The sequence below is a fragment of the Oryzobacter terrae genome (assembly GCF_042756445.1).
GTDB classification, from domain to species: Bacteria; Actinomycetota; Actinomycetes; order Actinomycetales; family Dermatophilaceae; genus Oryzobacter; species Oryzobacter terrae.
This window is the reverse complement of the sequence record NZ_CP170578.1, coordinates 1,971,830-1,996,213: the sequence shown is the minus strand read 5'-3', so window position 1 is coordinate 1,996,213 and position 24,384 is coordinate 1,971,830. Positions and strand designations below refer to the sequence as shown.

22 protein-coding genes are annotated in these 24,384 nt (G+C 73.9%); 13 read left to right on the top strand and 9 right to left on the bottom strand.

Annotated elements, in window-relative coordinates; translation table 11 throughout:
* Positions 1-4: 4 nt before the first annotated feature.
* From galE to ACFWN3_RS09390, 3 genes are read right to left on the bottom strand one after another with little or no spacing between them, the layout of a single operon-like run.
* Positions 5-1,024, bottom strand: a complete 1,020-nt coding sequence (galE, locus tag ACFWN3_RS09400; protein WP_377638922.1) for a UDP-glucose 4-epimerase GalE — start codon at positions 1,022-1,024, stop codon at positions 5-7.
* A 26-nt stretch (positions 1,025-1,050) separates the two neighbouring features.
* Entirely contained in the window at positions 1,051-2,709 is a 1,659-nt protein-coding gene (locus ACFWN3_RS09395; RefSeq protein ID WP_377638920.1) for a substrate-binding domain-containing protein, read from the bottom strand.
* Between the two features lie 12 nt (positions 2,710-2,721).
* Positions 2,722-3,111 (bottom strand): phage holin family protein, encoded by a 390-nt coding sequence (locus tag ACFWN3_RS09390; protein WP_377638918.1) that lies wholly within the window; start codon positions 3,109-3,111, stop codon positions 2,722-2,724.
* 117 nt (positions 3,112-3,228) lie between these two features.
* Here ACFWN3_RS09390 and ACFWN3_RS09385 point away from each other — a divergent pair, with 117 nt between their 5' ends.
* The 3 genes from ACFWN3_RS09385 (at position 3,229) to ACFWN3_RS09375 (ending at position 7,174) form a co-directional block, all read left to right on the top strand.
* Complete coding sequence (locus tag ACFWN3_RS09385) at positions 3,229-4,395, top strand: histidinol-phosphate transaminase (protein ID WP_377638916.1); 1,167 nt, start codon at positions 3,229-3,231, stop codon at positions 4,393-4,395.
* 83 nt (positions 4,396-4,478) lie between these two features.
* Positions 4,479-5,498, top strand: a complete 1,020-nt coding sequence (locus ACFWN3_RS09380) for a TIGR03885 family FMN-dependent LLM class oxidoreductase (RefSeq protein WP_377638914.1) — start codon at positions 4,479-4,481, stop codon at positions 5,496-5,498.
* Positions 5,495-7,174, top strand: a complete 1,680-nt coding sequence (locus ACFWN3_RS09375; protein WP_377638912.1) for an alpha-amylase family protein — start codon at positions 5,495-5,497, stop codon at positions 7,172-7,174. Before ACFWN3_RS09380 ends, ACFWN3_RS09375 begins: the two co-directional genes overlap by 4 nt.
* Positions 7,175-7,176: 2 nt before the next feature.
* Here the strand turns inward: ACFWN3_RS09375 and ACFWN3_RS09370 are convergent, their stop codons facing one another.
* The gene (locus ACFWN3_RS09370; RefSeq protein ID WP_377638911.1) at positions 7,177-8,190 is read right to left on the bottom strand and encodes a serine hydrolase domain-containing protein; all 1,014 of its coding nucleotides are present in this window, start codon (positions 8,188-8,190) and stop codon (positions 7,177-7,179) included.
* 308 nt (positions 8,191-8,498) lie between these two features.
* On the opposite strand from ACFWN3_RS09370, the gene pdhA reads away from it, so the two are divergent.
* The 3 genes from pdhA to ACFWN3_RS09355 are packed head-to-tail and all read left to right on the top strand — an operon-like array spanning position 8,499 to position 12,115.
* Positions 8,499-9,695 carry a pyruvate dehydrogenase (acetyl-transferring) E1 component subunit alpha gene (gene pdhA, locus ACFWN3_RS09365; protein ID WP_377638909.1) on the top strand — a complete coding sequence of 399 codons (1,197 nt, stop codon included), beginning with the start codon at positions 8,499-8,501 and terminating at the stop codon, positions 9,693-9,695.
* Positions 9,692-10,663: an alpha-ketoacid dehydrogenase subunit beta gene (locus ACFWN3_RS09360; RefSeq protein ID WP_377638907.1), complete on the top strand. Its 972-nt coding sequence runs from the start codon at positions 9,692-9,694 to the stop codon at positions 10,661-10,663. The genes pdhA and ACFWN3_RS09360 overlap by 4 nt, the downstream gene beginning before the upstream one ends.
* Positions 10,664-10,678: 15 nt before the next feature.
* Positions 10,679-12,115: a dihydrolipoamide acetyltransferase family protein gene (locus tag ACFWN3_RS09355; RefSeq protein ID WP_377638905.1), complete on the top strand. Its 1,437-nt coding sequence runs from the start codon at positions 10,679-10,681 to the stop codon at positions 12,113-12,115.
* Here the strand turns inward: ACFWN3_RS09355 and ACFWN3_RS09350 are convergent.
* On the bottom strand, positions 12,055-13,200 hold the full coding sequence (locus ACFWN3_RS09350) for a hypothetical protein (protein ID WP_377638904.1): 1,146 nt from the start codon (positions 13,198-13,200) through the stop codon (positions 12,055-12,057). The two genes, ACFWN3_RS09355 and ACFWN3_RS09350, sit on opposite strands and share 61 nt — an antisense overlap.
* Complete coding sequence (locus ACFWN3_RS09345; protein WP_377638902.1) at positions 13,197-13,850, bottom strand: hypothetical protein; 654 nt, start codon at positions 13,848-13,850, stop codon at positions 13,197-13,199. The genes ACFWN3_RS09350 and ACFWN3_RS09345 overlap by 4 nt, the downstream gene beginning before the upstream one ends.
* 100 nt (positions 13,851-13,950) lie before the next feature.
* Here ACFWN3_RS09345 and ACFWN3_RS09340 point away from each other — a divergent pair, with 100 nt between their 5' ends.
* From ACFWN3_RS09340 to ACFWN3_RS09325, 4 genes are all read left to right on the top strand, one after another.
* Positions 13,951-15,480 carry a LuxR C-terminal-related transcriptional regulator gene (locus ACFWN3_RS09340; protein WP_377638901.1) on the top strand — a complete coding sequence of 510 codons (1,530 nt, stop codon included), beginning with the start codon at positions 13,951-13,953 and terminating at the stop codon, positions 15,478-15,480.
* A 50-nt stretch (positions 15,481-15,530) separates the two neighbouring features.
* Positions 15,531-16,994, top strand: coding sequence for a hypothetical protein (locus ACFWN3_RS09335; protein WP_377638900.1), 1,464 nt, complete (start codon positions 15,531-15,533; stop codon positions 16,992-16,994).
* A gap of 82 nt (positions 16,995-17,076) precedes the next feature.
* Entirely contained in the window at positions 17,077-18,282 is a 1,206-nt protein-coding gene (locus ACFWN3_RS09330) for an acyl-CoA dehydrogenase family protein (RefSeq protein WP_377638898.1), read from the top strand.
* A complete protein-coding gene (locus ACFWN3_RS09325; protein ID WP_377638897.1) occupies positions 18,282-19,532 on the top strand; it encodes an MFS transporter in 1,251 nt (416 codons plus the stop codon). The genes ACFWN3_RS09330 and ACFWN3_RS09325 overlap by 1 nt, the downstream gene beginning before the upstream one ends.
* A 68-nt stretch (positions 19,533-19,600) precedes the next feature.
* On the opposite strand, the gene nagA is transcribed toward ACFWN3_RS09325, so the two are convergent.
* Genes nagA through ACFWN3_RS09310 form a run of 3 tightly spaced genes read right to left on the bottom strand, consistent with a single transcriptional unit; the run spans position 19,601 to position 22,825 of the window.
* The gene (nagA, locus tag ACFWN3_RS09320; protein ID WP_377638895.1) at positions 19,601-20,728 is read right to left on the bottom strand and encodes an N-acetylglucosamine-6-phosphate deacetylase; all 1,128 of its coding nucleotides are present in this window, start codon (positions 20,726-20,728) and stop codon (positions 19,601-19,603) included.
* Positions 20,729-20,735: 7 nt separating this feature from the next.
* Positions 20,736-22,058, bottom strand: a complete 1,323-nt coding sequence (locus ACFWN3_RS09315; RefSeq protein WP_377638893.1) for a PTS transporter subunit EIIC — start codon at positions 22,056-22,058, stop codon at positions 20,736-20,738.
* A complete protein-coding gene (locus tag ACFWN3_RS09310) occupies positions 22,055-22,825 on the bottom strand; it encodes a GntR family transcriptional regulator (protein ID WP_377638891.1) in 771 nt (256 codons plus the stop codon). The genes ACFWN3_RS09315 and ACFWN3_RS09310 overlap by 4 nt, the downstream gene beginning before the upstream one ends.
* A 178-nt stretch (positions 22,826-23,003) precedes the next feature.
* On the opposite strand from ACFWN3_RS09310, the gene ACFWN3_RS09305 reads away from it, so the two are divergent.
* From ACFWN3_RS09305 to ACFWN3_RS09295, 3 genes are read left to right on the top strand one after another with little or no spacing between them, the layout of a single operon-like run.
* Positions 23,004-23,237, top strand: a complete 234-nt coding sequence (locus tag ACFWN3_RS09305) for a glucose PTS transporter subunit EIIB (protein WP_377638889.1) — start codon at positions 23,004-23,006, stop codon at positions 23,235-23,237.
* On the top strand, positions 23,234-23,692 hold the full coding sequence (locus tag ACFWN3_RS09300; protein WP_377638887.1) for a PTS glucose transporter subunit IIA: 459 nt from the start codon (positions 23,234-23,236) through the stop codon (positions 23,690-23,692). Before ACFWN3_RS09305 ends, ACFWN3_RS09300 begins: the two co-directional genes overlap by 4 nt.
* Positions 23,689-24,336 (top strand): HAD family hydrolase, encoded by a 648-nt coding sequence (locus tag ACFWN3_RS09295; RefSeq protein WP_377638885.1) that lies wholly within the window; start codon positions 23,689-23,691, stop codon positions 24,334-24,336. Before ACFWN3_RS09300 ends, ACFWN3_RS09295 begins: the two co-directional genes overlap by 4 nt.
* The last annotated feature ends 48 nt before the right edge of the window (positions 24,337-24,384 follow it).

The window sequence follows — 24,384 nt, the reverse complement described above, 5'->3', positions numbered from 1 at the left end:
CGGGTCAGCCCTCGGGGTAGCCGCGGGGGTTCTGGCTCTGCCACCGCCAGGAGTCGGCGCACATGTCGTCGACGGTGCGGGTGGCGCGCCAGCCGAGCTCGGCCTCGGCGCGGGTCGGGTCGGCGTAGGAGGCGGCGATGTCGCCCGCGCGGCGGGCGACGACCTCGTAGGGCAGGGTGTGCCCGCACGCGCGCTCGAACGCGGCGAGCAGCTGCAGGACCGAGGTCCCGGTGCCGGTGCCCAGGTTCCACGTGGACACCGGGGCCCGGGTGTCGCCGAGCTGGTGCAGGGCGGCGATGTGCCCGGCGGCGAGGTCCTCGACGTGGATGTAGTCGCGCACCCCGGTGCCGTCGACGGTGTCGTAGTCGTCGCCGTAGACCAACAGCTTCTCCAGGCGCCCGACGGCGACCTGGGCCAGGTAGGGCATGAGGTTGTTGGGGATGTCGCTGGGGTCCTCGCCGATGGTGCCCGACGCGTGGGCGCCGACGGGGTTGAAGTAGCGCAGCAGGGCGATCCGCCAGGTGGGGTCGGAGGCGGCGACGTCGCGCAGCACCTGTTCCTGCATGACCTTGGTCCACCCGTAGGGGTTGGTGGCCGAGGTCGGCAGGTCCTCGCGCATCGGCACCGGCGCCTGCGCCCCGTAGACGGTGGCGCTGGAGGAGAAGACGAGCTTGGCGACGCCGTGGCGGCGCATCGCGCGCACGAGGGAGAAGGTCGAGCCCAGGTTGTTCTCGTAGTACTCCAGGGGCTTCTCGACGCTCTCGCCCACGGCCTTGAACCCGGCGAAGTGGATGACGGCGTCGAAGGGCTCGTGGGCGAAGAGGTGCTCGGTCTTGTCGACGTCGGTGAGGTCGAAGGAGCGCACGTCGAGCGGGCGGCCGGTCAGCGCCTCGAGGCGACCGACGACCGAGGGCTTGGCGTTGGCGAAGGAGTCGACGACGACGACCTCGTGCCCCGCCGCGACGAGCTGGACGACGGTGTGGGACCCGATGTAGCCGGCACCGCCGGAGACGAGGACGCGCATGTCACCGACCCTACCGGCGGCCGCGATCAGGTCGTCCGCGCCAGCAGGGCCTGGACGAACACCCGCTGGATGTCGGCGGGGGTGTTCGCGATGTACGACGTGCCGCCGGTCGCCCTCGAGATCGTCGTGAGCGCCTTGGGGTCGGCCTCGCCCATCCCGATGGTGATGACGCGCACCGGCCGGTCGCCCCGGCTCGTGGCCTTGATCCTCGCGAGGAGGCCCTTGAGGTCGAGGCCGCCGCCCGGGTCGTCGTTCTTGCCGTCGGTCATGATGACGACCGAGTTGATGTACTCGGGGTCGTACTCCGCGACCATCTTCGCGTAGGCCGCGGCGGTGGTGTCGTAGAGGCCGGTGTCGCCGCGGAGGCGGTCGGGGAGGGTGCGGGTCACGCTGACGAGGTGGTCGCGCCACGTCCTGCCGCGGTACGCGGCGTCGAGCGCCTCGACCCGGGCGAGCTCCTTGTGGTCGACGCCCTTGCGCTGCTGGTCGGTCGAGAACACCCAGGCCCCGATCCTGCTGCCGGCGGGGAGGATCTTCAGCGCGGTGACCGCGGCCTCCTCGGTCACCTTGGCGCGGGTCATGCCCCGGGTGCCCTTGGCGGGGTACTTCATCGAGCCGGAGACGTCGAGGATCGCGAGCATCCGCATGTCCGTGCGCAGGACATCCCACTGCTCGAGGGCGGCGCGGCGACCGTCGGCGTCGGGGGTGGCCAGCTCGGTGAACGCGGGGGTCGTGGCGCCTTCGATCGACGGGCCCGTACCGTCCGCGCCGCTGCGGAAGCCCGCGCCCGACACGGCCGCACGCCCGGCATCGGAGGTGAGGACGGCGAACGCCCTCTCCGCCAGCGCCTTTCGCTCGGGTTGCAGGGCCTTGTCGAGCATCCACGGGTAGTCCAGGCTCATCGTCCCGGCGGTCGGGACGAAGACCTTGACCTTCCCGGCCGAGGACGACGCGAACCCCGCCACCGCCTGCTCGGGCGCGGGGAAGGGGAGCACCTTGCCCTGGTCGCCCCCGGCGAGGGAGAAGAGGTCCTGGGTCGAGGCTGCGGCGAAGCGCGAGGCGAAGATCAGCTTGCCGGCGCTCGTGAGGTCGAGGGCCTCGGGGCGACCGATCCGCGAGGAGTAGTAGGCCAGCCGGCTCGCCGTGTCGACGTCGGGGTTGGCCATCTGGACCGTGCCCCTGACGTTGAGGAGGTCCGACCACGACGCCGGGACGGTGGTGACGACGTTCGGGCCCGAGGTGGGCGAGACGAGGAGCACGGGGCTCGACGCCACCGACCCGCCCGAGGCCCAGCCGTCGGGAGACGTCGGCAGCTCGCCCGACCCGGGGAGGGCGTCGACCCAGGTCGAGGAGTCGGGGACCCAGACCTCGGGGACGCGGCCGCCGCCGATCTGCTGGATCGCCGTGAGCGAGGACGCCGACCCGACCCGGGCGAGGCGGCAGCCCGCTCCGTCGGTCGTGGTGAGGAGGTCGCGCACCACCGGGCCGAGCTCGGCGGCGACGAGCACCTCGAGCGGCTCGGCGCACCCGCCGGCGGCGGCCGGGGAGGCCGTGGCCGTGGAGGCGCGGCTCGACCACCAGGCGTACCCACCGCCCGCGGCGAGGGCGAGCGTCAGGGTGGGGACGACGAGGAACGCGGCGCTGCGAAGTCGGCCCCCGGACCGGGGGGCCCCGTGACGGCCCATGCTGCGGTGCGCTCAGTCGTCGTCGTCGGGCAGGACGACGCTGAGGACCCAGGAGACGAGGGTGATGACGACCGCCGCGAAGACCGCGTCCCAGAAGAAGTCGTCGATGGAGAACGACAGTCCCAGCGGCCTGCTGATCCACTCGGTGATCTGGAGCATGAAGGCGTTGACGACGAAGGTGAACAGGCCGAGCGTCAGGACGATGAACGGCAGCGAGAACAGCTTGACGACCGGCTTGATCACCGCGTTGACGAGGCCGAACAGCAGGGCCACGAGCACGATCGTCAGGAGCTTCTTGCCCCACGTCGCCTCGCCCTCGGCGAGGTTGACCCCGTCGACGACGAGCGCCGCGACCCACAGGGCGATCCCGTTGATGACGACCTTGATGAGGAAGTTCTTCACAGGCGCAGTGTGTCAGGTGTGGCGCCGCCGGACCACGACATTCGCTCCGCCGGAGCGGGGCCCGGGACCGCGAGGGACCCTCGGGGTCGGCCGCTGGTCCGCCCTACAGTGGTCGCCATGACCGACGAGACCGCCCAGGCCGCCGCGACGACGGAGATCCCGTCGTCGCCCGAGCCCACCGGAGCCCCCCTCGACCCGGCCACCCCGGTCCGGCTGCGCGGTGTCATCGACGCGCTCCCGGCCTACACCCCGGGGCGCCCGGCCTCGGCGCCCGAGGGGGTCACGGCGTACAAGATCAGCAGCAACGAGAACCCCTTCCCGCCGCTGCCCTCGGTCCTCGACGTCCTGCGCGAGGCCGCGGGGTCGGTCAACCGGTATCCCGACATGGCGGTCACGGCCCTCACCGAGGCCCTCGCCGAGCGGCTCGACGTCCCGGCAGCCCGCATCGCGACGGGCCCGGGGTCGGTCGGGGTGCTCGGCCAGCTCGTGGCGGCGACCTGCGGCCCCGGCGACGAGGTCGTCTTCGCCTGGCGCTCGTTCGAGGCCTACCCCATCCTCGTGACCCTCTCGGGTGCGACCCCGGTGCCGGTGCCGCTCGGAGCCGGCGCCCGCCACGACCTCGACGCGATGGCGGCGGCGGTCACCGAGCGCACCCGTCTCGTCCTCGTGTGCACGCCGAACAACCCCACGGGCACCACCGTCGGCGCCGACGAGCTCGCGCACTTCCTCGACCGGGTGCCCGAGGACGTGCTCGTCGTCATCGACGAGGCCTACCTCGAGTTCGTCACGGCCCCCGACTCCCCCGACGCGCTGGCCGTGCACCGGGCCCGCCCGAACGTCGCGGTGCTGCGGACCTTCTCGAAGGCCTACGGGCTCGCCGGGCTGCGGGTGGGCTACGCCGTCGCCCACGAGCCGGTGGCCGCGGCGCTGCGCAAGGCCGCCATCCCCTTCGGTGTCAACGCCCTCGCCCAGGACGCCGCGGTGGCCTCGCTCGCGGCGGCCGACGAGCTCGAGGTCCGGGTCAAGGAGCTCGTGGCCGAGCGCGAGCGGGTCGTCGCGGCCCTGCGCGAGCAGGGCTGGGACATCCCCGACCAGCAGGCCAACTTCGTCTGGTTCGGGCTCGGTGACGACACCGCCGCCTTCGCCGCCGCCTGTCAGGAGGCCGGTCTCACGGTGCGGCCCTACGGCACCGACGGCGCCCGGGCGACGATCGCCGAGCGCGAGGCCAACGACCGGCTCGTCGAGGTCGCCGGCGCCTTCCTCGCGGCGCACCCCGCCCGCTGACCTGCGGTTCCTCGGGCCCGGGCCACCGGTTCCTGAGGACGTCGCGTTGACTCGGCGCCGCCACTGGGGTTGCGTGGTCGTGCATGACGGTCATCGGCTTCCACTGCTCGCACGAACAGATCTCCCCGGGACGGCTGCTGCGCGACGTCCAGCACGCGGAGCGCGCGGGCTTCACCGCGGCGATGAGCTCGGACCACCTCTCGCCGTGGTCGGCCCGGCAGGGGGAGTCCGGCTTCGCGTGGTCCTTCCTCGGTGCCGCGCTCGCGACGACCGACCTGCCGTTCGGCGTCGTCAACGCCCCGGGCCAGCGCTACCACCCGGCGATCGTGGCCCAGGGCATCGCGACCCTGTCGAGCATGTTCCCCGGGCGGTTCTGGGCCGCGCTGGGCTCCGGGGAGGCGAGCAACGAGCGGGTCACGGGGGCCGAGTGGCCGCGCAAGGAGGTCCGCGACGAGCGGCTGCGCGAGTGCGTCGACGTCATCCGCCGCCTCCTGTCCGGTGAGGAGGTCAACCACGAGGGCCTCGTCACGGTGAACCGCGGCCGCCTGTGGACCCTGCCCGAGAGCGTCCCCCCGCTCATCGGCCCCGCGGTCACGCCCGAGACCGCCGCCCGCCACGCCGACTGGGCCGACGGGCTCGTCACGGTGAACCAGCCGCTCGAGACCCTCCGCCGCGTCCTCGACGCCTACCGTGACGCCGGAGGACGCGGCGCGGCGCGGCTGCAGGTCCACCTCAGCTGGGCCCCGACCGACGACGAGGCGCTCGCCGTCGCCCACGACCAGTGGCGCAGCAACGTCCACGGGCCCCCGGTCGCGTGGGACACCGAGACGGTCGAGGCCTTCGACACGATGGCCGAGACGGTGACGCCGGAGCAGGTCGCGAGGGTCGTCAACGTCTCGTCCGACCCGGCCCGTCACGTCGCCTGGATCGAGGAGTACGTCGAGCAGGGGTGGGACGAGGTCTACCTCCACTTCGTCGGCCAGGAGCAGGAGGCGTTCATCGACACCTTCGGCGAGCACGTCCTCCCGCGGCTCGACCCGACGCCGCCCCCGCCCGCCGTCACCGACCGGCCGGCCGTCGAGCGCGAGGAGGCGACCCGATGAGGCTCAGCCAGACCGGGGACGTGTGGTGGAAGTCGGCCGTCTTCTACTGCGCCGACGTCGAGACCTTCCAGGACAGCGACGGCGACGGCGTCGGCGACCTCCGGGGGATGACCGAGCGCATCGAGTACCTCGCCGACCTCGGCATCACCTGCCTGTGGCTCATGCCGCTCTACCCCACGGCCGGTCGGGACGACGGCTACGACATCACCGACTTCTTCGGCGTCGACCCGCGCCTGGGCACCCTCGGCGACTTCGTCGAGCTCGTCCGCACCGCCCGCAGCCGCGGCATCCGGGTCGTCGTCGACTTCGTCATGAACCACACCTCCGACCGGCACCCGTGGTTCAGGAGCGCGCGCCGCAGCGTCGACGACCCGTACCGCCAGCACTACGTCTGGTCGGCCACCAAGCCCCGCTCCAGCGCGAAGGAGGTCGTCTTCCCCGACAAGGAGGACAGCATCTGGGAGCTCGACGAGAAGACCGGCGAATGGTTCCTCCACCACTTCTACCGGACCCAGCCCGACCTCAACGTCGCGAACCCCGCGGTCCAGGAGGAGATCGCGCGCACGCTGGGCTTCTGGCTCGAGCTCGGCGTCGCCGGCTTCCGCATCGACGCGGTGCCCTTCCTCTTCGCCACCGACACCTATCCCGGGTCGGAGCCCGGCGGGTTCGACCCGCAGCGCTACCTCAAGGACGTCCGCGACTTCGTGACCCGGCGCCTCGGCGACGCCGCCCTGCTCGGCGAGGTGAACCTGCCCTACCCGCAGCAGAAGGAGTTCTTCGGCGGGGCCGACGGCGACGGCCTCAACATGCAGTTCGACTTCATCGGGATGCAGCGCCTGTACCTCTCGCTCGCCCGGGAGGACGCGACGCCGCTGGCCGACGCGCTGCGCGAGCGGCCGCCGCTCGACGAGACGAGCCAGTGGGCGAACTTCGTGCGCAACCACGACGAGCTGACGCTCGACAAGCTGCCGATGTCCGAGCGCAAGGAGGTCTTCGCCGCCTTCGGCCCCGACCCCGGGATGCAGCTCTACGGCCGGGGCCTGCGGCGTCGCCTGCCGACGATGCTCGGCGGCGACGAGCGCCGGATCCGGCTCGTCTACTCCCTCATGTTCTCGCTGCCCGGGACGCCGACGCTGTTCTACGGCGAGGAGATCGGGATGGGCGAGAACCTCGACGTCGAGGGGCGGCTCGCGGTCCGCACCCCGATGCAGTGGGACGACGGCCCCAACGGCGGGTTCTCCACCGCCGCGAGGCGCCGGCTCACCCGGCCCCAGCCGACCGGGCTCTTCGCCCCGGAGCACGTCAACGCCGCCGCGCAGCGGCAGGACCCCGACTCCCTCTGGTCCTTCGTTCGCACCCTGGTGCGCCGCTACCGCCAGATGCCGCAGATCGGCTGGTCGGAGGTCGAGGTCCTCGACCACGACGCGCCGGCGGTGCTCGCGCACGTCGCCCGGTGCGAGGACTGGCGCCTGCTCGCCCTGCACAACCTCGGCGCGCAGGACGCCGAGGTCACCCTCGAGCTCGGCCGCGTCCCGGAGGGCTCGGTGCTGCGCGACGTCCTCGACGGGGAGGCCGACGCCGAGCTGCCGCCCTCCGGTCGCGTCGTGGTCCGCGTCGACGGGTACCGGGGACGCTGGCTGCGCGTCCTCGCGCCCGGGGAGCAGGCGTACGCCTGACCTCAGGGGGCGAGCTGCTCCGAGAGGGCGCGCGCGACGGGCCAGGCGCCCTCGGTCGTGTTCGAGGCGACCGTCCACGTGAGGCCCCGGCCGCGGTCGTGCACGCTCTGGAACGACACCCCGGCGTCGCTGCCGACCAGCGCCACGACCCCGTCCCGTGCGCCGAGGAGGAGCCCGAGGCCGTACCGGGAGCCGTCCGCGTCGGTGCCGCGGACGGTCAGGGCGTCGGCGAGGGTGGCCTCGGGCAGGAGGATTCCGGAGTCCAGCGCGCGCCAGAAGGCGGCGACGTCGGCGGTCGTCGTGTAGAGGCCGCCGTCGCCGGTGCCGACGACCGGGAGGTGGAGGACGTTGGTCCGCGGCCGGTCGCCCCAGAGGTACCCCGTGGCGGCGTCGGCGGGGAGCTCGTCGGAGCGGAGGAAGGCCGACGACGCCATCCCGGCCGGCCGGCAGACCCGCTCGAGCAGCAGCTCCTCGAACACGCGGCCGGCCACCCGGCCGGCCACGAGGGCCAGCACGACGAAACCGCTGTTGTTGTAGGTGGTCCGCGCCCCGGGCTCGAACACCTGGGGGTGGCAGTCGAGCACGCCGAGGTAGTCCTCCGTCGTCGTCAGCGTGTGCACCGGGACCGTCATCACGTGGTCGGTGACCTGCTCCATCGCCTCCTCGTCGACGTAGTCGCCGATGCCCGAGCGGTGGGTGAGGAGGTGCTCGACGGTGACCCGGTCGTCGACGAGCGGCAGGTCGGACCCGAGGACGTCGCGCACCCGGGTGCCGAGCGAGAGGGCCCCGTCGTCGACGAGCTGCAGGACGAGGACGGCCGTGAGCCCCTTGACGGCGCTCGCGGTCCCGAGCCGGGTCGACGTCGTCATCGCGATGCCGTGGCGGCGGTCGGCGAGCCCGTAGGCGGCGTCGACCTCGGTCACGCCGTCGCGGTCGACCCGCACGACCCCGGAGAAGCCGGTGGAGGAGGCGGCGGCGTCGACGGCGCCTCGCAGGTCCGCGGTGGGCGTCGTCATCCCCCGACCGTAGGCCCCCGGCGCCCGCCTGCCGTCGAGGTCCCGCGACATGCCGATGCCGAGGGCTGCGCGTCCGCATGTCGCGGGACCTCGACGAGAAGGGGCGCTCCGCGGCCTGCGACCTGCGGCTTGGGTGGAAGCGGACCCCCACCGGTACGGTGGGATCGACACCCGGCAGTGACCGTCGCCACACCCAGCACCAGCGGTCACGACGACCCTGCCGGCGGTCCGCTCGGTCACCACCGCAGCGTCCCGTCGGCCCGCGACGCGGCACCCGTCACCACGGAGGCCCGGAGAAGGAGTGCCCAGTGAGCGACAACGCAGTCGCCCCCCTCGAGACGGCGTTCGGCGTGGACCACCACGTGACGCGAGCCGAGGCCCCCGAGCGCCCCGTCCAGGACGGCGGCCCGGAGATGGTCCAGCTGCTCAACCCCGAGGGCGAGCGGGTGAGCCACGCCGACCACGACGCCGTCGTCGACGCCCTCTCCGACGAGGAGGTGCGCGGGTTCTACCGCGACCTCGTCCTCATCCGGCGCTTCGACGCCGAGGCCACCGCGCTCCAGCGCCAGGGCGAGCTGGGCCTGTGGGCCAGCCTCCTCGGCCAGGAGGCCGCGCAGGTCGGCTCCGGCCGCGCGATGCGCCCGCAGGACTACGCGTTCCCCACCTACCGCGAGCACGGCGTTGCCTGGTGCCGCGGGGTCGACCCGGTCAACCTCCTCGGGATGTTCCGCGGGGTCAACCACGGCGGCTGGGACCCCAACGAGAAGAACTTCCACCTCTACACGATCATCATCGGCGCCCAGACGCTCCACGCGACCGGCTACGCCATGGGCGTGCAGCGCGACGGCCACGTCGGCACCGGTGACGACGAGCGCGACACCGCCGTCATCGCCTACTTCGGCGACGGCGCGACGAGCCAGGGCGACGTCTCCGAGGCGCTCGTCTTCGCGGGCGTCAACAACAGCCCCGTCGTCTTCTTCTGCCAGAACAACCAGTGGGCCATCTCCGAGCCCAACGAGAAGCAGACCCGCGCGCCCCTGTGGCACCGCGCCCGCGGCTTCGGCTTCCCGGGCATCCGGGTCGACGGCAACGACGTCCTCGCGGTGTACGCCGTCACCAAGGCGGCCCTCGACGCCGCCCGTTCCGGCCAGGGCCCCACGTTCATCGAGGCCTACACCTACCGGATGGGCGCCCACACCACCTCCGACGACCCCACGAAGTACCGCGTCAGCGCCGAGGTCGAGGTGTGGAAGCACCGCGACCCCATCGAGCGCTTCAAGCGCTGGCTCACGACGACCGGCCGGGCCGACACCGACTTCTTCGACGCCGTCGACGAGGAGGCCGACGAGCTCGGCGCCGACGTGCGCGAGCGGTGCCTCACGATGCCCGACCCGGACGGCTCCGAGATGTTCGACCACGTCTACGCCGAGGCGCACCCCGTGATGGAGCGGGAGCGGGCCGAGTTCGTCGCCTACCAGGCCTCGTTCGAGGGAGGCCACCGATGAGCCAGACGACGATCGCCAAGGGCATCACGAGCGGCCTGCGCGCCGCGATGGAGAAGGACCCGAAGGTCGTCCTCATGGGTGAGGACATCGGCAAGCTCGGTGGCGTCTTCCGGGTCACCGAGGGCCTCCAGAAGGACTTCGGCGAGGACCGCGTCATCGACACCCCGCTCGCCGAGGCCGGGATCATGGGCACCGCCATCGGGATGGCGCTGCGCGGCTACCGCCCGGTGGTCGAGATCCAGTTCGACGGCTTCGTCTACCCCGCCTTCGACCACATCGTCAGCCAGATCGCCAAGCTGCGCGCCCGGTCCCTCGGGTTCGTCTCGATGCCGATCGTCATCCGGATCCCCTTCGGTGGTGGCATCGGGGCGGTCGAGCACCACAGCGAGAGCAACGAGGCGTACTTCGCCCACACCGCGGGCCTCAAGGTCGTCGTGTGCTCCAACCCGCACGACGCGCACTGGATGATCCAGCAGGCCGTCGAGACCGACGACCCCGTCGTCTTCTACGAGCCCAAGCGCCGCTACTGGGACAAGGGCGAGGTCGGCGACGGCCCCGACGGCCCGCTCGGTTCGGCCCGGGTCCTGCGCGAGGGCACCGACCTCACCCTGCTGGCCTACGGCCCGATGGTGAAGACCTGCCTCCAGGCTGCCCAGGCCGCCGAGGAGGAGGGCCGCAGCCTCGAGGTCATCGACCTGCGCTCGCTCTCCCCGCTCGACGAGGACGCCATCCTCGGCTCGGTCCGACGGACCGGCCGGGCCGTCGTCGTCCACGAGGCCTCGACCTTCCTCGGCCTCGGCTCCGAGATCTCGGCCCTCGTCACCGAGCAGGCCTTCCACTCCCTCGAGGCACCCGTGCTCCGGGTCGGCGGCTACAACGTGCCGTACCCGCCGAGCCGCATCGAGGAGGAGTTCCTGCCCGACCTCGACCGCGTCCTCGACGCCGTCGACCGATCGCTCGCCTACTGAGAGGGGTTCTCGCACATGGCTCTTCGTGAGTTCCGTCTGCCCGACCCCGGTGAGGGCCTCACCGAGGCCGAGGTCGTGACCTGGCACGTCAAGGTCGGCGACACCGTCAAGGTCAACGACGTCGTCGTCGAGATCGAGACGGCGAAGTCGCTCGTCGAGCTGCCCGTGCCGTTCGCCGGCACGGTCGCGGCGCTCCTCGTCGAGGAGGGCGCGACCGTCGAGGTCGGCACCCCGATCATCTCCGTCGACGACGGCCTCGGCGGTGCCCCCGCACCGGCCGCCCCCGTCGCCACCCCGGCCGCCGCGTCGTCCGCCTCCGCCACGGCCGCGCCGGCCGAGGAGATCGAGGAAGGGCTCATCGGCGGCACGACCTCCACCGGCCGCACCGCCGTCCTCGTCGGCTACGGCGTCAAGCAGACCGAGGCCAAGCGCCGCCCCCGCAAGGGCGCCGCGCCCGCCGTACCGGAGTCGACCGATCGGTCACGGCAGGGACAGCCGGAGGTGACCGGCGAGCCCGCTCGCGCGCTCGCCAAGCCGCCCGTCCGCAAGCTCGCCAAGGACCTCGGGATCGATCTCGGGTCGGTGAGCCCGAGCGGAGAGGGGGGCATCGTCACCCGCGCCGACGTCGAGGCCGCGGCGTCCGGCACGAGCGACTCCCCGGACTCCGACGTCGCGCCCGCCGCGTCCCGGTGGGGCCGCCCCACCGGGGGCGGGGAGCGCCGAGCCCCTGGCGCTGCCAGGGAGACGCGCGTCCCGGTCAAGGGCGTGCGCAAGATGACGGCTCAGGCGATGGTCGGGTCGGCCTTCACGGCGCCACACGTCACCGAGTGGGTCACCCTCGACGTCACCGCGACGATGGAGCTCGTCGAGCGCCTCAAGCAGGACCGGGAGTTCACGGACGTCAAGGTCACGCCCCTGCTCGTCCTCGCGAAGGCGATGCTCGTGGCGCTCCGGCGCAACCCCGAGGTCAACGCCTCGTGGGACGAGGCCGCCCAGGAGATCGTCCACAAGCACTACGTCAACCTCGGCATCGCGGCCGCCACCCCGCGCGGTCTCGTCGTCCCGAACGTCAAGGACGCCGACACGATGTCGATGCGCGAGCTCGCCGCGGCGATCGGGGCCCTCACCGCGACCGCCCGTGAAGGTCGCACGCAGCCGGCCGAGATGTCCGGCGGCACGATCACGATCACCAACGTCGGCGTGTTCGGCGTCGACGCCGGCACCCCGATCCTCAACCCCGGAGAGGCGGCGATCCTCGCGTTCGGTGCCGTCGAGCGGCGGCCGTGGGTCGTCACCGGCGCCGACGGCAGCGAGTCGATCGAGCCGCGCTGGGTCACCACCCTCGCGCTCTCCTTCGACCACCGCCTCGTCGACGGCGAGCTCGGCAGCCGCTACCTCGCCGACGTCGCCGCGATCCTGCGCGACCCGTCGCGCGGGCTCGTCTGGGGCTGAGGCCGCAGCGGCACCGCGGTGGCCAGCGCCGCGGTGCCGAGCAGCCCCACGTAGAACAGCGTCGCCCAGGTCCCGCGCGGGGTCGTGAGGGCGAAGCCGGGCCCGCCGACGGACTCCGCCGTCAGCAGCCACACCGCCAGCCCGCCGAGGAGGACGAGCGCGCAGACCGCGCGGGTCACGCCCCGGCGGGCGGCGAGGGCGTGGGCGCCGATGACGGCCATCGCGGGCACGCCGACGGCGCCACCGCCGATCCCCGACGCGAGGAACGCGTCGAGGTCGACCAGGCCCGGCACGAGGACGGCGACGAACAGCACCGGCGACCACACGAGGAGGCGGTGGGGCCGCCCCCGGCGCCGCTCGAGCTCGGCCCAGCCCAGCAGCGCGCCGACCGCGGCCCCCGGTGCGAGCACCCAGCCGAAGGTCCCGAGCCACGAGGCGGTCGACCCGTCGCCCACGACGGCGGCCATGAGCGCGCGCAGCGACCCCGCCCAGGCCAGGCCCGCCACCGCACCGACCCACGGCAGCGACCGCGCCGTCAGGCCGGTGCCGCCCCGGTGGACCACCGACGACGCCGCGACGAGCACGGCCATGAGCGTGGCGCCGAGGAGGCAGACCCAGGCGCCGCGAGGGGTGGTGAACGGCGCGGCCATCGTCCCGATGGCGGTGAGCAGGAGCATCCCCGCGACGGCGACGACGGCGGCGAGCACGCGGCCCGCCGACCACCGGCGACGCGACAGCGCCGCGCCCCCGGCCAGTGCCGTGGCCGCGACCATGAGGGCGCCGGACCCCTCGCCGGTGCTGACGAAGGCCCGCAGGATGGTCGGGTCGAGCAGGGCGGTGGCGAACAGCGCCGGCGACCACACGATCCCCCGCGGGAGGCCGCGACCCTGCGCGTGGCGCACCGCGGCGAGCGCGGTCAGCCCACCGACCGCCGCACCGGGGAGGAGGACGAGCACCTCCGTCGACCAGGAGAACACCGACGCGTCGCCGACGAGCTGCACCATCCACCCGCGCAGGCCGGCTGCCCACGTGACGCCGACGACCACCCCTGCCGCCACCCACGCGCGGCTCGACGACGCGGTCACGGCCGGTCCGATCCGTCTGTCGTCGCTCGGAGGGCGACGCCGAGCGCTGCGAAGAGGAGCATCCAGCCGATGATGGCGAGCCGGCCCCACACCATCGGCGCGAACAGGGCGGGGGTCATCGGGACGAACACCCAGATCCCGAGGGCGAGCGGCAGCCACCGGGCTCGGCCCGGGAACACCGGGCGGCGGGCCAGCCCCACCCCGGCCACGACGAGGCCGAGCCCGATCATCATCGACGCGACGCCGTAGAGGGAGCCGAGCAGCTGCCCGCGCGAGGAGTCGACGGTGATGCCGAGCCCGACGACCGCCACGACCGCCTCCATGAGGGTCAGCCCGACCATCCCGACCGCGCCGAGGCCGAGGCCGGCGCGGGTCGCCCGGGTGGCGACGGGTCGCGCCAGCACCCCCAGGGCGAGGAGCCCGGCGAGCAGGCCCAGGTGGTGCACGGTGAAGAACAGCTGGAAGGCGACGTGCGAGGTGGAGCCCAGCGGGTACGAGAACCGGTCGGCCGGGACCTCGCGCGGCCAGAGGGCGAGGGCGGCCCCGGCGAGGGCCCCGGTGACGCCGGCGGCGACGGTGAGGGTCCCGGCGAGGTGGACGCGGTCCGCCCGCTCGAGGGAGGGGGCGCGGTGCGAGGTCGTGGTCGTCATGCCGACGACGCTAGGGACGGCCCGGCCGGGCGCGCATCCGTGGGACCACTCAACCGCGCACCCGGGACGGCGAGGGTGATCCGTCGGTAGGGTCGCCGCCATGGACGGCGCCGGCACGAACGGTGCGAGGGACCGACCGGTCGACCCCCGCCTCGACGAGGCACGTCGCCGGCACGCGGCCGGTGACGTCGCCGCCGCCTGGCAGGTGTGCGCCGCCCTGGCCGTGCAGGCCCGGATGGCCGCCGACACGGACCTGCTCGCCGACGCCGCGCTCGTGCTCCGCCGGCCCTCCGACCCGACCCTGCGGGCGCGGGTGCACGCCCTCGCGGTCGAGGCGCTGGCCCTCACCCCGTCCGACGACCCGAGGTGGGTTCGACTCGAGGCCCAGGTCGCGGCCACCCGGGACACCCACCACGCCCCGCTCACCGACGTCGACCCGGCCGACCTCACCGACCCCGAGACGGCCTTCCTGGGGCTCCAGGCGCGGATCGCCGACCTGCAGAACCCGGCCCACGTCGAGGAGCGGCTCGCGCTGGCCGACCGGGCCGTCGGGCTCGGCACCGCGACCGGGGTGCTCGAGTACGCGGCGTGGGGCCACCGCTGGCGGATGGACGCCTTCGCCGAGCTCGGCCGCCCGGTCGAGCTGGCCGCCGAGCGAGCGACCGTCCAGCCGCTGACCGAGACGCTCGGTGCCGACTGGCGGTCGTGGTTGCTCCTCACCCGGGCCTCGTCCCGCCTCCTCTCCGGTGACTTCGACGAGGTCCTGCGGCTCGTCGACGAGGCCCGCGACGTCGGAGGCCCGGCGAGCACCGCCGACTTCTTCCACCTCGTCTTCGCCTCCGAGGTCGCCGGATGGACCGGCGCGCGCGCCGCCGAGGTCGCGCTCGAGGTCGCCCGTGCCACGCAGGACCTCCCCTTCCTCGCGCGGATCTGGCTCGCCGAGGCGCTCGAGGCGGCCGGTGACCGCGAGGGGGCGCGCGCGGTGTGGACCGCGCTGCGCGGCCACGTGTCCTCGATGCCGCAGGACGCTCCGGAGCTGCTCATCGCCTCGGTCGGTGAGGCCGCCCTGTGCGAGGTCTTCTCCGACACCGAGGTCGCGGCAGGGGTGTACGACCGGCTGCTCCCCCACGACGGCCGGTTCGCCATCGGCCTGGCGCACGCGCCGCACCACGGACCGGTCGCCCTCGCCCTCGGCCGGCTCGCCCTCGTCCTGGGCCGGGTGGAGGACGCCCGGCGTCACCTCGGGTCCGCCCTCGTCGACTGCACGGCGCTGCAGGCCCTCCCGCACGCTGCCCTGGCCCACCTGACGCTCGCGCGGTCGTTCGGCGCCGGCACGCGCGGCCGCAGCGAGCACGGCGCCGCGGCCGCCGACCTCGCCGGGCGGGTCGGCGCCACGGTCGTCCTCGACGCGGCGGCGGCCCTCACCGCCACCCCCACCGGCGACCCCCGGCTCACGGCGCGCGAGCGGGAGGTGGCCGACCTCGTCGCGGAGGGCCTGACCAACGGGGCGATCGCGGGCCGGCTCGTCCTCTCGGAGCGGACCGTCGAGAACCACGTCGCCCATGTCCTGCACAAGCTCGACCTGCCCACCCGGACCGCGCTCGCCGTGTGGGCACGCACCCGGGACTGATGGGACTGCGGGACGGGCGGTGGCCCGGTGCGCACGGATAGGGTCGAGCGATGAGCGAGCCCACCGGAGTCGTCTTCCCCGAGGTCGAGGGGCGGCGCTCCACGGGAGCCACCGGACGCGGGGTCGTCGCCGAGGCGCTCGCCCCGGTCGACCCGGTCGGCGCCGCGGCCGCACACCGCGAGACGAACTGGCGCAGCGGGTACCTCACCCACTTCCGCCGGCTCGTCGAGGCCGGGCTCGCCCGCCCCGAGGACGCGCGCGCCGTCGCGGAGGCCGGCCTGGCGTCGGTGCACGAGCGGATGCGGTGGCGCGACCCCGACGGCCGCGAGGTCCGCCTGGCCGCCGCCCTCGGCGGGGTCGTCGGCAGTCCTGCCGACCGGCTGGCCACCGAGGTCGTCACCGGGTCGGGACGCCCCGACACCGCCCTCACCCTCCCGTACCGGGGGAAGCGGCTCGCGGGCGACGACCTGCGCCGCCAGCTCGACACGTGGGTCGCCGACGGCGTCGTCGAGCCGAGCCTGCGCGAGGCGGTCACGTCCGTCCTCGAGAACCCCGAGTGGCTGCGGCTCGAGGGACGCACCGTCGTCGTCCTCGGAGCCGCGGCAGAGATGGGGCCGCTGCGGGCGCTGCTGCGCTGGGGCGCCACCGTCGCCGCCGTCGACCTGCCCCGGCCCGACCTCTGGGCGAGGGTCCTCGACGAGGCCCGCACGGGTGCGGGGCGCGTCCTCGTGCCGGCGGGCCACGGCACCTCCGCGCTCGCCGACCGAGCGGGCGTCGACCTCGTCCACGACCTGCCGACGGCCACCGGATGGGTTGCCGGCCTCGAGGGCTCGCTCGTCGTCGGCAACTACGTCTACGCCGACGGCGCCACCAACGTCCGGGTCAGTGTCGCGGTCGACGCCCTGACCCGCACCGTCCGCGAGGCGCGGCCCGACACCGCCCTGTCCTTCCTCGCCACTCCCACCGACGTCTTCGCCGTCCCGGGTGACGCCGTCGCCGCGAGCGTGCAGGCCTACACGCAGCGACGCACCTCCAAGGTCCTGCGGGTCCCCCTGCGCACCCTGTCGGGCGGCCGGCTGCTGCGCCGCAACTACCTCCCCGGCGAGGACCCCGGCATCAACGACTCGGTCGTCCTCCAGCAGGGACCCAACTACCTGCTCGCCAAGCGGATCCAGCGCTGGCGGGCGACCACCGCGCGGGCCGAGGGCGCCGACGTCTCGTTCAAGATCGCCCCGCCGACCCGGACGAGGTCGGTCCTGAAGAACCGGGCCCTCGCGGCCGCCTACGCGGGAGCGCACCGCTTCGGCGTCGAGGTCTTCGAGCCCGGGACGGCCAACACCCTCATGGCCGCCCTCCTCGTGCACGACCTCGTTGAGGGCGCTCCCGCGCAGGAGCACCCCTGGCAGGACGAGGCCTGGGCGGCCGCGCACGGCGGCCTGTGGCGCTGCGCCTACGACCCGCGCAGCGCCCTCGGGCTCGCGGCCCTCCTCGGCGCCGCCTCCGCCCGTCCCTGACCCTCGCCCCCCGGCCCCGAGTGCCGACGTGGTCGTCGGGGCGACCACCTCAGCACTCGCGGCGACCCGTCATGATGGGGGGATGAGCGCCCCGTCCTCGATGCCGAAGCGTCCGTCCGACCCCCTCGACCTCGTCGACGTCGACGGCCTGCTCACCGACGACGAGAAGGCGATCCGGGCCTCGACGCGTGCGGTGTGCGCCGAGCTCGTCGACCCCCACGTCATGGAGTGGTACGAGAGGGGCGAGCTGCCCGTCGTGCGCGAGCTGGCCCGCGAGTTCGGCAAGGTCGGCCTCCTCGGCATGCACCTCGAGGGCTACGGCTGCGCCGGCACGTCGGCCGTCGACTACGGGCTGGCCTGCCTCGAGCTGGAGGCGAGCGACTCCGGCATCCGTTCGCTCGTGTCGGTCCAGGGCAGCCTCGCGATGTTCGCGATCCACCGCTTCGGCACCGAGGACCAGAAGCAGGAGTGGCTGCCGCGGATGGCCGCGGGCGAGGCCATCGGCTGCTTCGGCCTCACCGAGCCCGACCACGGCTCCGACCCCGCCGCGATGCGGACGCGGGCCCGCCGCGACGCTGACGACTGGGTCCTCACCGGGGGCAAGACGTGGATCACGAACGGTTCGGTCGCCGACGTGGCGGTCGTCTGGGCCAACGCGGGAGAGGACCACGGCGGGATCCGTGGCTTCGTGGTTCCCACGGACACACCGGGATTCAGCGCCCACACGATCCACCACAAGATGTCGCTGAGGGCGTCGGTCACCGCCGAGCTCACCCTCGACGAGGTCCGCCTCCCCGCCGAGGCGGTCCTGCCCGACGTCCAGGGCCTCAAGGGACCGCTGGCCTGCCTCTCCGAGGCCAGGTACGGCATCGTCTGGGGGTCGCTGGGCGCGGCCCGCTCCTGCCTCGACGCCGCCCGCCGGTACTCGATGGAGCGCGTCCAGTTCGGCCGCCCCGTCGCCGGCTTCCAGCTGACCCAGGCCAAGCTCGCGACCATGGCCGTCGAGCTCCAGCTCGGGCAGCTGCTCGCCCTCCACCTCGGCCGTCGCAAGGACACCGTCGGGCTGCGCCCCGAGCAGGTCTCGGTCGGCAAGTACAACAACGTCTCGAAGGCCATCGAGATCTGCCGCACCGCACGGACCGTCCTCGGCGCCAACGGCGTCAGCGGCGAGTTCCCCGTCATGCGGCACGCCAACAACCTCGAGTCCGTCCTCACCTACGAGGGCACCGTCGAGATGCACACCCTCGTCATCGGCCAGGCGCTCACCGGAGAGTCGGCCTTCCGCTGATGCTGTCCGCCTACGCCCCGCTCTTCCGGGTTCCCGGAGCGCTGCCCTTCATCGCCGGAACGGCCTTCTCGCGCACCGGTGGCGCGATGTTCGGTGTCGCGGTGATCGTCATGATCAGCGAGCGCCGGGGGTCCTTCGGCCTCGCGGGGGCGGTGTCCGCCGTCGGCCTGGCCGTCCTCGCGGTCGCCGGGCCGGTCCTCGGGCGGCTCGTCGACAAGTACGGCCAGCGGCGGGTGGCCGTCCCGTTCGTCCTCCTGTCGGCGGTCACCTGCGCCGGCGTCGTCGCCTGCTCCGCGACGGGGGCCCCCGCGTGGACCCTGTTCGTCCTCTACGGGCTGAGCGCGATCCTCCCCGAGCCCGGGCCGATGTCGCGGGCCCGCTGGGCGCACATCTTCCACGACGAGCCCGAGCGGCTCCACACCGCGATGGCCTTCGAGCAGGTCGCCGACGAGGCCTCCTTCGTCCTCGGGCCGGTGCTCGCCGTCCTCGTCTCGACCCTGTGGTTCCCCGAGGCCGGGCTCGTCCTCGCGACCATCCTCTTCACGGGCGGGTGCGTGGCCTTCCTGTCGGCCCGCGCCACCGAGCCGCCCGTCGTGCCCCACGGTGACCGCCCCGGCGGCCTGGCGATCCGCCGGCCGGGCCTCCTCGTCGTCGCGACCGCCCTCGTCATGACCGGCGTCATCTTCGGCGCGAACGAGGTCATCGCCGTCGCGTTCGCGAAGGAGGAGGGCAGCACGAGCTTCTCGAGCGTCATCCTCGGCGGCTTCGCCCTCGGGTCGACGATCGCGGGCATCGTCTTCGGCACCAAGGTGTTCGCGACGAGCCTCACCCGGCGCCTCGCGATCGCCGCGGCGGCGATGTTCGTCCTCGAGGTCCCGGCGCTGTTCGCCGGGGGCCTGTGGCCGCTCGCCGTCGTCATGGTCGTCGCGGGGTCGGCGACGGCCCCGATGCTCATCACGAGCCTGTCGCTGGCCCAGAAGCTCGTCCCCAAGGCGCTCGTCACCGAGGGCATGGCGGTCGCCGTCACCGGCATCCTCATCGGGATCTCGGGGGGTTCGGCCGTCGCCGGCTGGGCCATCGAGGCCTGGGGCGCCCAGCGCGCCTACGCCGTCCCCGTCACCGCGGGCGCCCTGGCCGTCGCGATCATCCTCGTGCGCTACCGCCGCCTCGAGGACGCCGAGCTCGCCGGCACGGGCCACGACGCCCCACCGGTCCCCGCACCGGTCGAGGCCACCCCCACCCCCGACTGATTGCCCTCAGCCCACGCGAGAACGGGGGTTCGGCGTGGGCTGAGGGCAATCAGTCGGGTGGGAGGGGGTCAGGAGGTGGGGCTGAGCCAGGCGCCGGCGCGCATCACCGCGATGACCTCGAGCTCGTCGTCGAGGTGCACGAGGTCGGCCCGCCGTCCCGCGGCGAGCGCGCCGACGTCGGTGAGGCCGAGGACGCGCGCCGGGGTCGAGGACGACGCCTCGACGGCCAGGTCGAGCGGCACGCCGGCGACCGTCACGGCGTAGCGCAGGGCGCGGTCCATGGTCAGGGTGCTCCCGGCGATGGCGCCGCCGTCGGTGAGCCGTGCCACGCGGTCGCGCACCTGGACGGCGGCCGGACCGAGGACGTAGTCGCCGTCCGCCGCGCCGGCGGCGCCCATCGCGTCGGTGACGAGGGCGAAGCGGCCGGGTGTCGACGTCGCCGCCCAGTGCAGCACCTCGGGGTGCAGGTGGATGCCGTCGGCGATGAGCTCGACGACGACGCGACGGTCGCCGGCGAGCGCGAGGACGGGGCCGGGCTCGCGGTGGTGGACCCCACGCATCGCGTTGAACAGGTGGGTGCCGACCGTGACGCCGGCGTCGATGGCGCTGCGCGAGAGGTCGAACCGTGCGTCGGTGTGGCCCAGGGCGGCGACGACCCCGCGCTCGCGGAGCAGGCGGACGGTGTCGAGGCCGTGGTCGAGCTCGGGCGCGAGGGTCACCATCCGGACCGTCCCGTCGGCGGCGTCGAGGATGCGCACGACCTCCTCGCGGTCGGGGGCGCGCAGCAGGGCGGGGTCGTGGGCGCCGCAGTGCCGGCTGCTCAGCCAGGGCCCCTCGAGGTGCAGCCCGACGAGCTCGCCGGCGCGGACGAGAGGCGCGAGGGCCTTCACGTGCGACTCGAGGCGCTCGCTCGTGTCGGTGACGAGGCTCGCGACGAGCGAGGTCGTGCCGTGGGCGCGGTGCGTCGCGACGACCCGGGCCGCGTCGGAGGGGTCGCCGGTGGTGAACGAGGCGCCGCCGCCGCCGTGGCAGTGCTGGTCGACGAAGCCGGGGACGAGCGTCCCCGGGAGGTGCCGGGCGGCCGGCGCCGGCGGGGAGTGCCCGCCGGCGCCGGTGATCCGCTCACCGCTCGTCTCCACCCAGCCCGGCTCGACGGAGCCGGTGGGCAGGACGACGCGGTCGGCGGTGAGGATCACGGCTGGGTCAGCCCGAGCTGGTCGAGCCGCGGGAGCCGCCGGCTGCGGCGCGCTCGGCGTCGCGCTCGGCCGACGTCTGCACGTCGGAGTCGATCGCCACCGACTCCTCGCCCTCGGCCTCACGACCCGGCGTGCGCAGGTTCCACCGGCGGATGACGAAGCGGAAGAGCACGTAGTAGATCGCCGCGTAGATGACGCCCATGACGATGAGCAGCAGGGGCTTCTCGGCGATCCCGAAGTTGAGCAGGTAGTCGGTGAGCCCTGCGGAGAACCCGAACCCGTCGCGGATGCCGAGCGCGTTGGCGATCGCCAGGGACGTGCCCGTGAGGACGGCGTGGAGGACGTAGAGCGGCCACGCGACGAACATGAAGGCGAACTCGAGCGGCTCGGTGATCCCCGTGAGGAAGGAGGTGAGCGCGGCCGAGACCATGATGCCGCCGACGGCCTTCTTGGCGGCCGGCTTGGCCTCGTGCCAGATGGCCATCGCCGCGGCCGGGAGGGCGAACATCATGATCGGGAAGAAGCCGGTCATGAAGGCGCCCGCGGTGGGGTCGCCCGCGAGGAAGCGGTTGATGTCGCCGTGGACGACGTCGCCGCCGGCCGGAGGCTGGAACTCGCCGAGGATGAACCACGGCACCGAGTTGAGGATGTGGTGCAGGCCGAGCGGGATGAGGAGGCGGTTGAGGGTGCCGTAGACGAACCCGCCGATGATGTTGTTGTTGCCGACCCACTCGCCGACCGCCGTCAGGCCCGCGTCGAAGGCGGGGTAGACGAGACCGAGCAGGACCGCGAGGACGAGCGTCGCGAACGCGGTGATGATCGGGACGAAGCGCCGGCCTCCGAAGAACGCGAGGTAGGTCGGCAGCGAGATGCGGTGGTAGCGCTGCCACAGCCACGCGGCGATGAGGCCGCAGAGGATGCCGCCGAGCACGCCGTAGTTGATGAGCTCCTGGTCCTCGCCCTCGGCGGGGGCGCCGAGGATGAACGGCGAGATGGCGTCGCCGACCCCCTTGAAGACGAGGTAGCCGACGACCGCGGCCAGCGCGGTGGAGCCGTCGGCCTTCTTCGCGATGCCGATGGCGACACCGACCGCGAAGAGGAGCGGCAGGTTGGCGAAGAGCGCGTTGCCGCCCGCGAAGAGGACGGCGGCGACCTTCTCCCAGCCGAGGCCGTCGGCCCCGAGCATGTCGGGGGCCCCGAACCGCAGCAGGAGCGCGGCGACCGGGAGTGCGGCGATCGGGAGCATGAGGCTCCGACCGAACTTCTGGATCGGCGCCAGGTTGAGGCGCTTCTTGCCGGACTCTCCGGCGGTCGCGTCGACGGTCGTCATCGCGTGTCCTTTCGGTGGTGGTGGCGCATGGAGCTGTCGAGGGAGACGTGCAGCTGGTAGCGGTCGCCGCGGTAGTGGCTGACCGCGCGCTCGAGCGGTCGGCCCCCCGAGCTGCCGCGGCGGTCGAAGGCCATGACGGGAGAGCGGACGGCGACGCCGAGGTGGCGGGCGAGCCGCTCGTCGGCGACCTCGGCCCACACGGTCTGCTCGGCCGTGTCGACCGCGACCCCGTAGGCCTCGGCGAAGATCGTGTAGAGCGACCCGGTGAGGTCGTGGGAGACCAGGCCCGGCAGGAGGTCGGCGGCGTACCAGGCCGACTCGAACGCCATCGGCTCCCCGCCGGCGAGCCGGACCCGCTCGAGGCGCCACGCGTCCTCGCCGGCGTCGAGGCCGAGGAAGCGGGCGACCTCGGCCGGGGGGACGGCGGCGTCGGCGCGCACGACGCGGGTCGACGGCTCGAGGCCGCGCCGCCGCATGTCCTCGGTGAACGAGGCGAGGTGGAGGTGCGACTCGACCCGGGGCCGGGCGACGAAGGTGCCCTTGCCCTGGACGCGGCGCAGGAGGCCCTCGGTGATGAGCGACTCGATGGCGCGGCGCACCGTGGCGCGCGAGACGCCGTAGGTCTCCATGAGGTCGCGCTCGGAGGGGATCGCGGTGTCGGGCTCGAGGTCGGTGGCGCACATCGCGGCGAGCACGTCGCGCAGCTGCACGTGCTTGGGCCTCGACCCGTCGGTGATGCGACGGGCGGCGACGGCGGTGTCGGCCACGGGTGCTCGGTCCCTCTCGACGGCGGTGGTCCCAACTGGTACGGTCCAGTGCGTACCAGTGGAGAGGATGCACCCCCGCGACGCCGCTGTCAACCACCGGCACTGGCACCGCAGGCGCGCCTCGGCGAGACTCGTCGACGACGACGACCACCCCGGACCGTCCCGGAAGGACAACGAGATGAGCAGCAAGGCAGAGCAGATCCTGGCGGGCCTCGGCGGCGCCGACAACATCGTCGAGATCGAGCCGTGCATTACCCGGCTCCGCACCGAGGTGCACGACCCGTCGAAGGTCGACGAGGCCGCCCTCCGGGCCGCCGGCGCCCACGGGGTCATCGCGAGCGGGTCGGTCGTCCAGGTCGTCGTGGGCCCCGAGGCCGACAACATCGCCGAGGACATCGAGGACCTGATGTGAGCGAGGTCCTCGCTCCCGTCGCGGGCCGGGTCCGCCCGCTGTCCGAGGCGCCCGACGCCGTCTTCGCGGCCGAGATGGTCGGCTCCGGCGTCGCCATCGACCCCGACGGCGGCCCGTCCGAGGCGGTCTCACCGGTCGCCGGCACCCTCGTCAAGCTCCACCCCCACGCCTACGTCGTCGTGACCGACGACGGCACCGGCGTCCTCGTCCACCTCGGCATCGACACGGTCAAGCTCGACGGCGCCGGCTTCGAGCTGCTCGTCGAGGAGAAGTCGCGGGTCGAGGCCGGGCAGGCCGTGACGCGGTGGGACCCCACCGACGTCGCCGGGCGCGAGCTGAGCCCGATGGTCATGCTCTGCGTCCTGGACACCAAGCCGGGGACGGTGTCGAGCGACCGGCTCGGCGACACCGTCACCGCGGGAGACGTCCTGTTCCGCTGGCCGGCGGAGGCGTGACGGCACCTCGCGTCTCGGCGCTGCTGCTCGACCTCGACGGCACCCTCGTCGACTCCGAGCCCATCCACCGCGAGGGGTTCGCGGCCTGGTACCGCTCGCGGGGGTGGGAGTACACCGACGAGGTCGCCGCGACCTTCATCGGACGCCGGGCCGACGACGTCTTCGCGACGGTCGATGGCCCGTGGACCGGGCTCGACCCGCGGGAGCTGCTCGCCGAGGCGGTCGCCGCGATGCCCGCCGACCGGCTCCCCGACCTCGTCGCCGGGGCCGAGGAGGCCCTGCGCCACGCGACGGGCCTCGGCGTCCCGGTCGCCCTCGTCACCTCGGCGAACACGGCGTGGGCCGAGAAGGTCCTGGCGCGGATCGGTGGCCTCGACCACTTCGCCGCCCGGGTGACCCGCGACGACATCGACGTCGGCAAGCCCGACCCCGCCTGCTACCTCCTCGCGTGCGAGCTGCTCGGGGCCGACCCGGCGGGGGCCCTCGCGTGCGAGGACGCCCCCAACGGCGTGCGCTCGGCCGTGGGCGCGGGGGTCGGCACCGTCATCGGGATCACGACCTCGTTCCTCGGGGCCGAGCTCGAGGCCGCCGGGGCCCACCGCACCGCTCCCGACCTCACCTCCGTGCCCCACCTCCTCGGCTGACCCCACCCGCCGCCACGTTCCCGCCCGATGCGAGAACCTCCGGTGGGG

Bases quoted from the DNA above. Each gene is read 5' to 3' on its own strand.
- galE (WP_377638922.1), bottom strand. From the start codon at position 1,024: ATGCGCGTCCTCGTCTCCGGCGGTGCCGGCTACATCGGGTCCCACACC.
- ACFWN3_RS09395 (WP_377638920.1), bottom strand. From the start codon at position 2,709: ATGGGCCGTCACGGGGCCCCCCGGTCCGGGGGCCGACTTCGCAGCGCC.
- ACFWN3_RS09385 (WP_377638916.1), top strand. From the start codon at position 3,229: ATGACCGACGAGACCGCCCAGGCCGCCGCGACGACGGAGATCCCGTCG.
- ACFWN3_RS09380 (WP_377638914.1), top strand. From the start codon at position 4,479: ATGACGGTCATCGGCTTCCACTGCTCGCACGAACAGATCTCCCCGGGA.
- ACFWN3_RS09375 (WP_377638912.1), top strand. From the start codon at position 5,495: ATGAGGCTCAGCCAGACCGGGGACGTGTGGTGGAAGTCGGCCGTCTTC.
- ACFWN3_RS09370 (WP_377638911.1), bottom strand. From the start codon at position 8,190: ATGACGACGCCCACCGCGGACCTGCGAGGCGCCGTCGACGCCGCCGCC.
- ACFWN3_RS09360 (WP_377638907.1), top strand. From the start codon at position 9,692: ATGAGCCAGACGACGATCGCCAAGGGCATCACGAGCGGCCTGCGCGCC.
- ACFWN3_RS09355 (WP_377638905.1), top strand. From the start codon at position 10,679: ATGGCTCTTCGTGAGTTCCGTCTGCCCGACCCCGGTGAGGGCCTCACC.
- ACFWN3_RS09345 (WP_377638902.1), bottom strand. From the start codon at position 13,850: ATGACGACCACGACCTCGCACCGCGCCCCCTCCCTCGAGCGGGCGGAC.
- ACFWN3_RS09340 (WP_377638901.1), top strand. From the start codon at position 13,951: ATGGACGGCGCCGGCACGAACGGTGCGAGGGACCGACCGGTCGACCCC.
- ACFWN3_RS09335 (WP_377638900.1), top strand. From the start codon at position 15,531: ATGAGCGAGCCCACCGGAGTCGTCTTCCCCGAGGTCGAGGGGCGGCGC.
- ACFWN3_RS09330 (WP_377638898.1), top strand. From the start codon at position 17,077: ATGAGCGCCCCGTCCTCGATGCCGAAGCGTCCGTCCGACCCCCTCGAC.
- ACFWN3_RS09325 (WP_377638897.1), top strand. From the start codon at position 18,282: ATGCTGTCCGCCTACGCCCCGCTCTTCCGGGTTCCCGGAGCGCTGCCC.
- ACFWN3_RS09315 (WP_377638893.1), bottom strand. From the start codon at position 22,058: ATGACGACCGTCGACGCGACCGCCGGAGAGTCCGGCAAGAAGCGCCTC.
- ACFWN3_RS09305 (WP_377638889.1), top strand. From the start codon at position 23,004: ATGAGCAGCAAGGCAGAGCAGATCCTGGCGGGCCTCGGCGGCGCCGAC.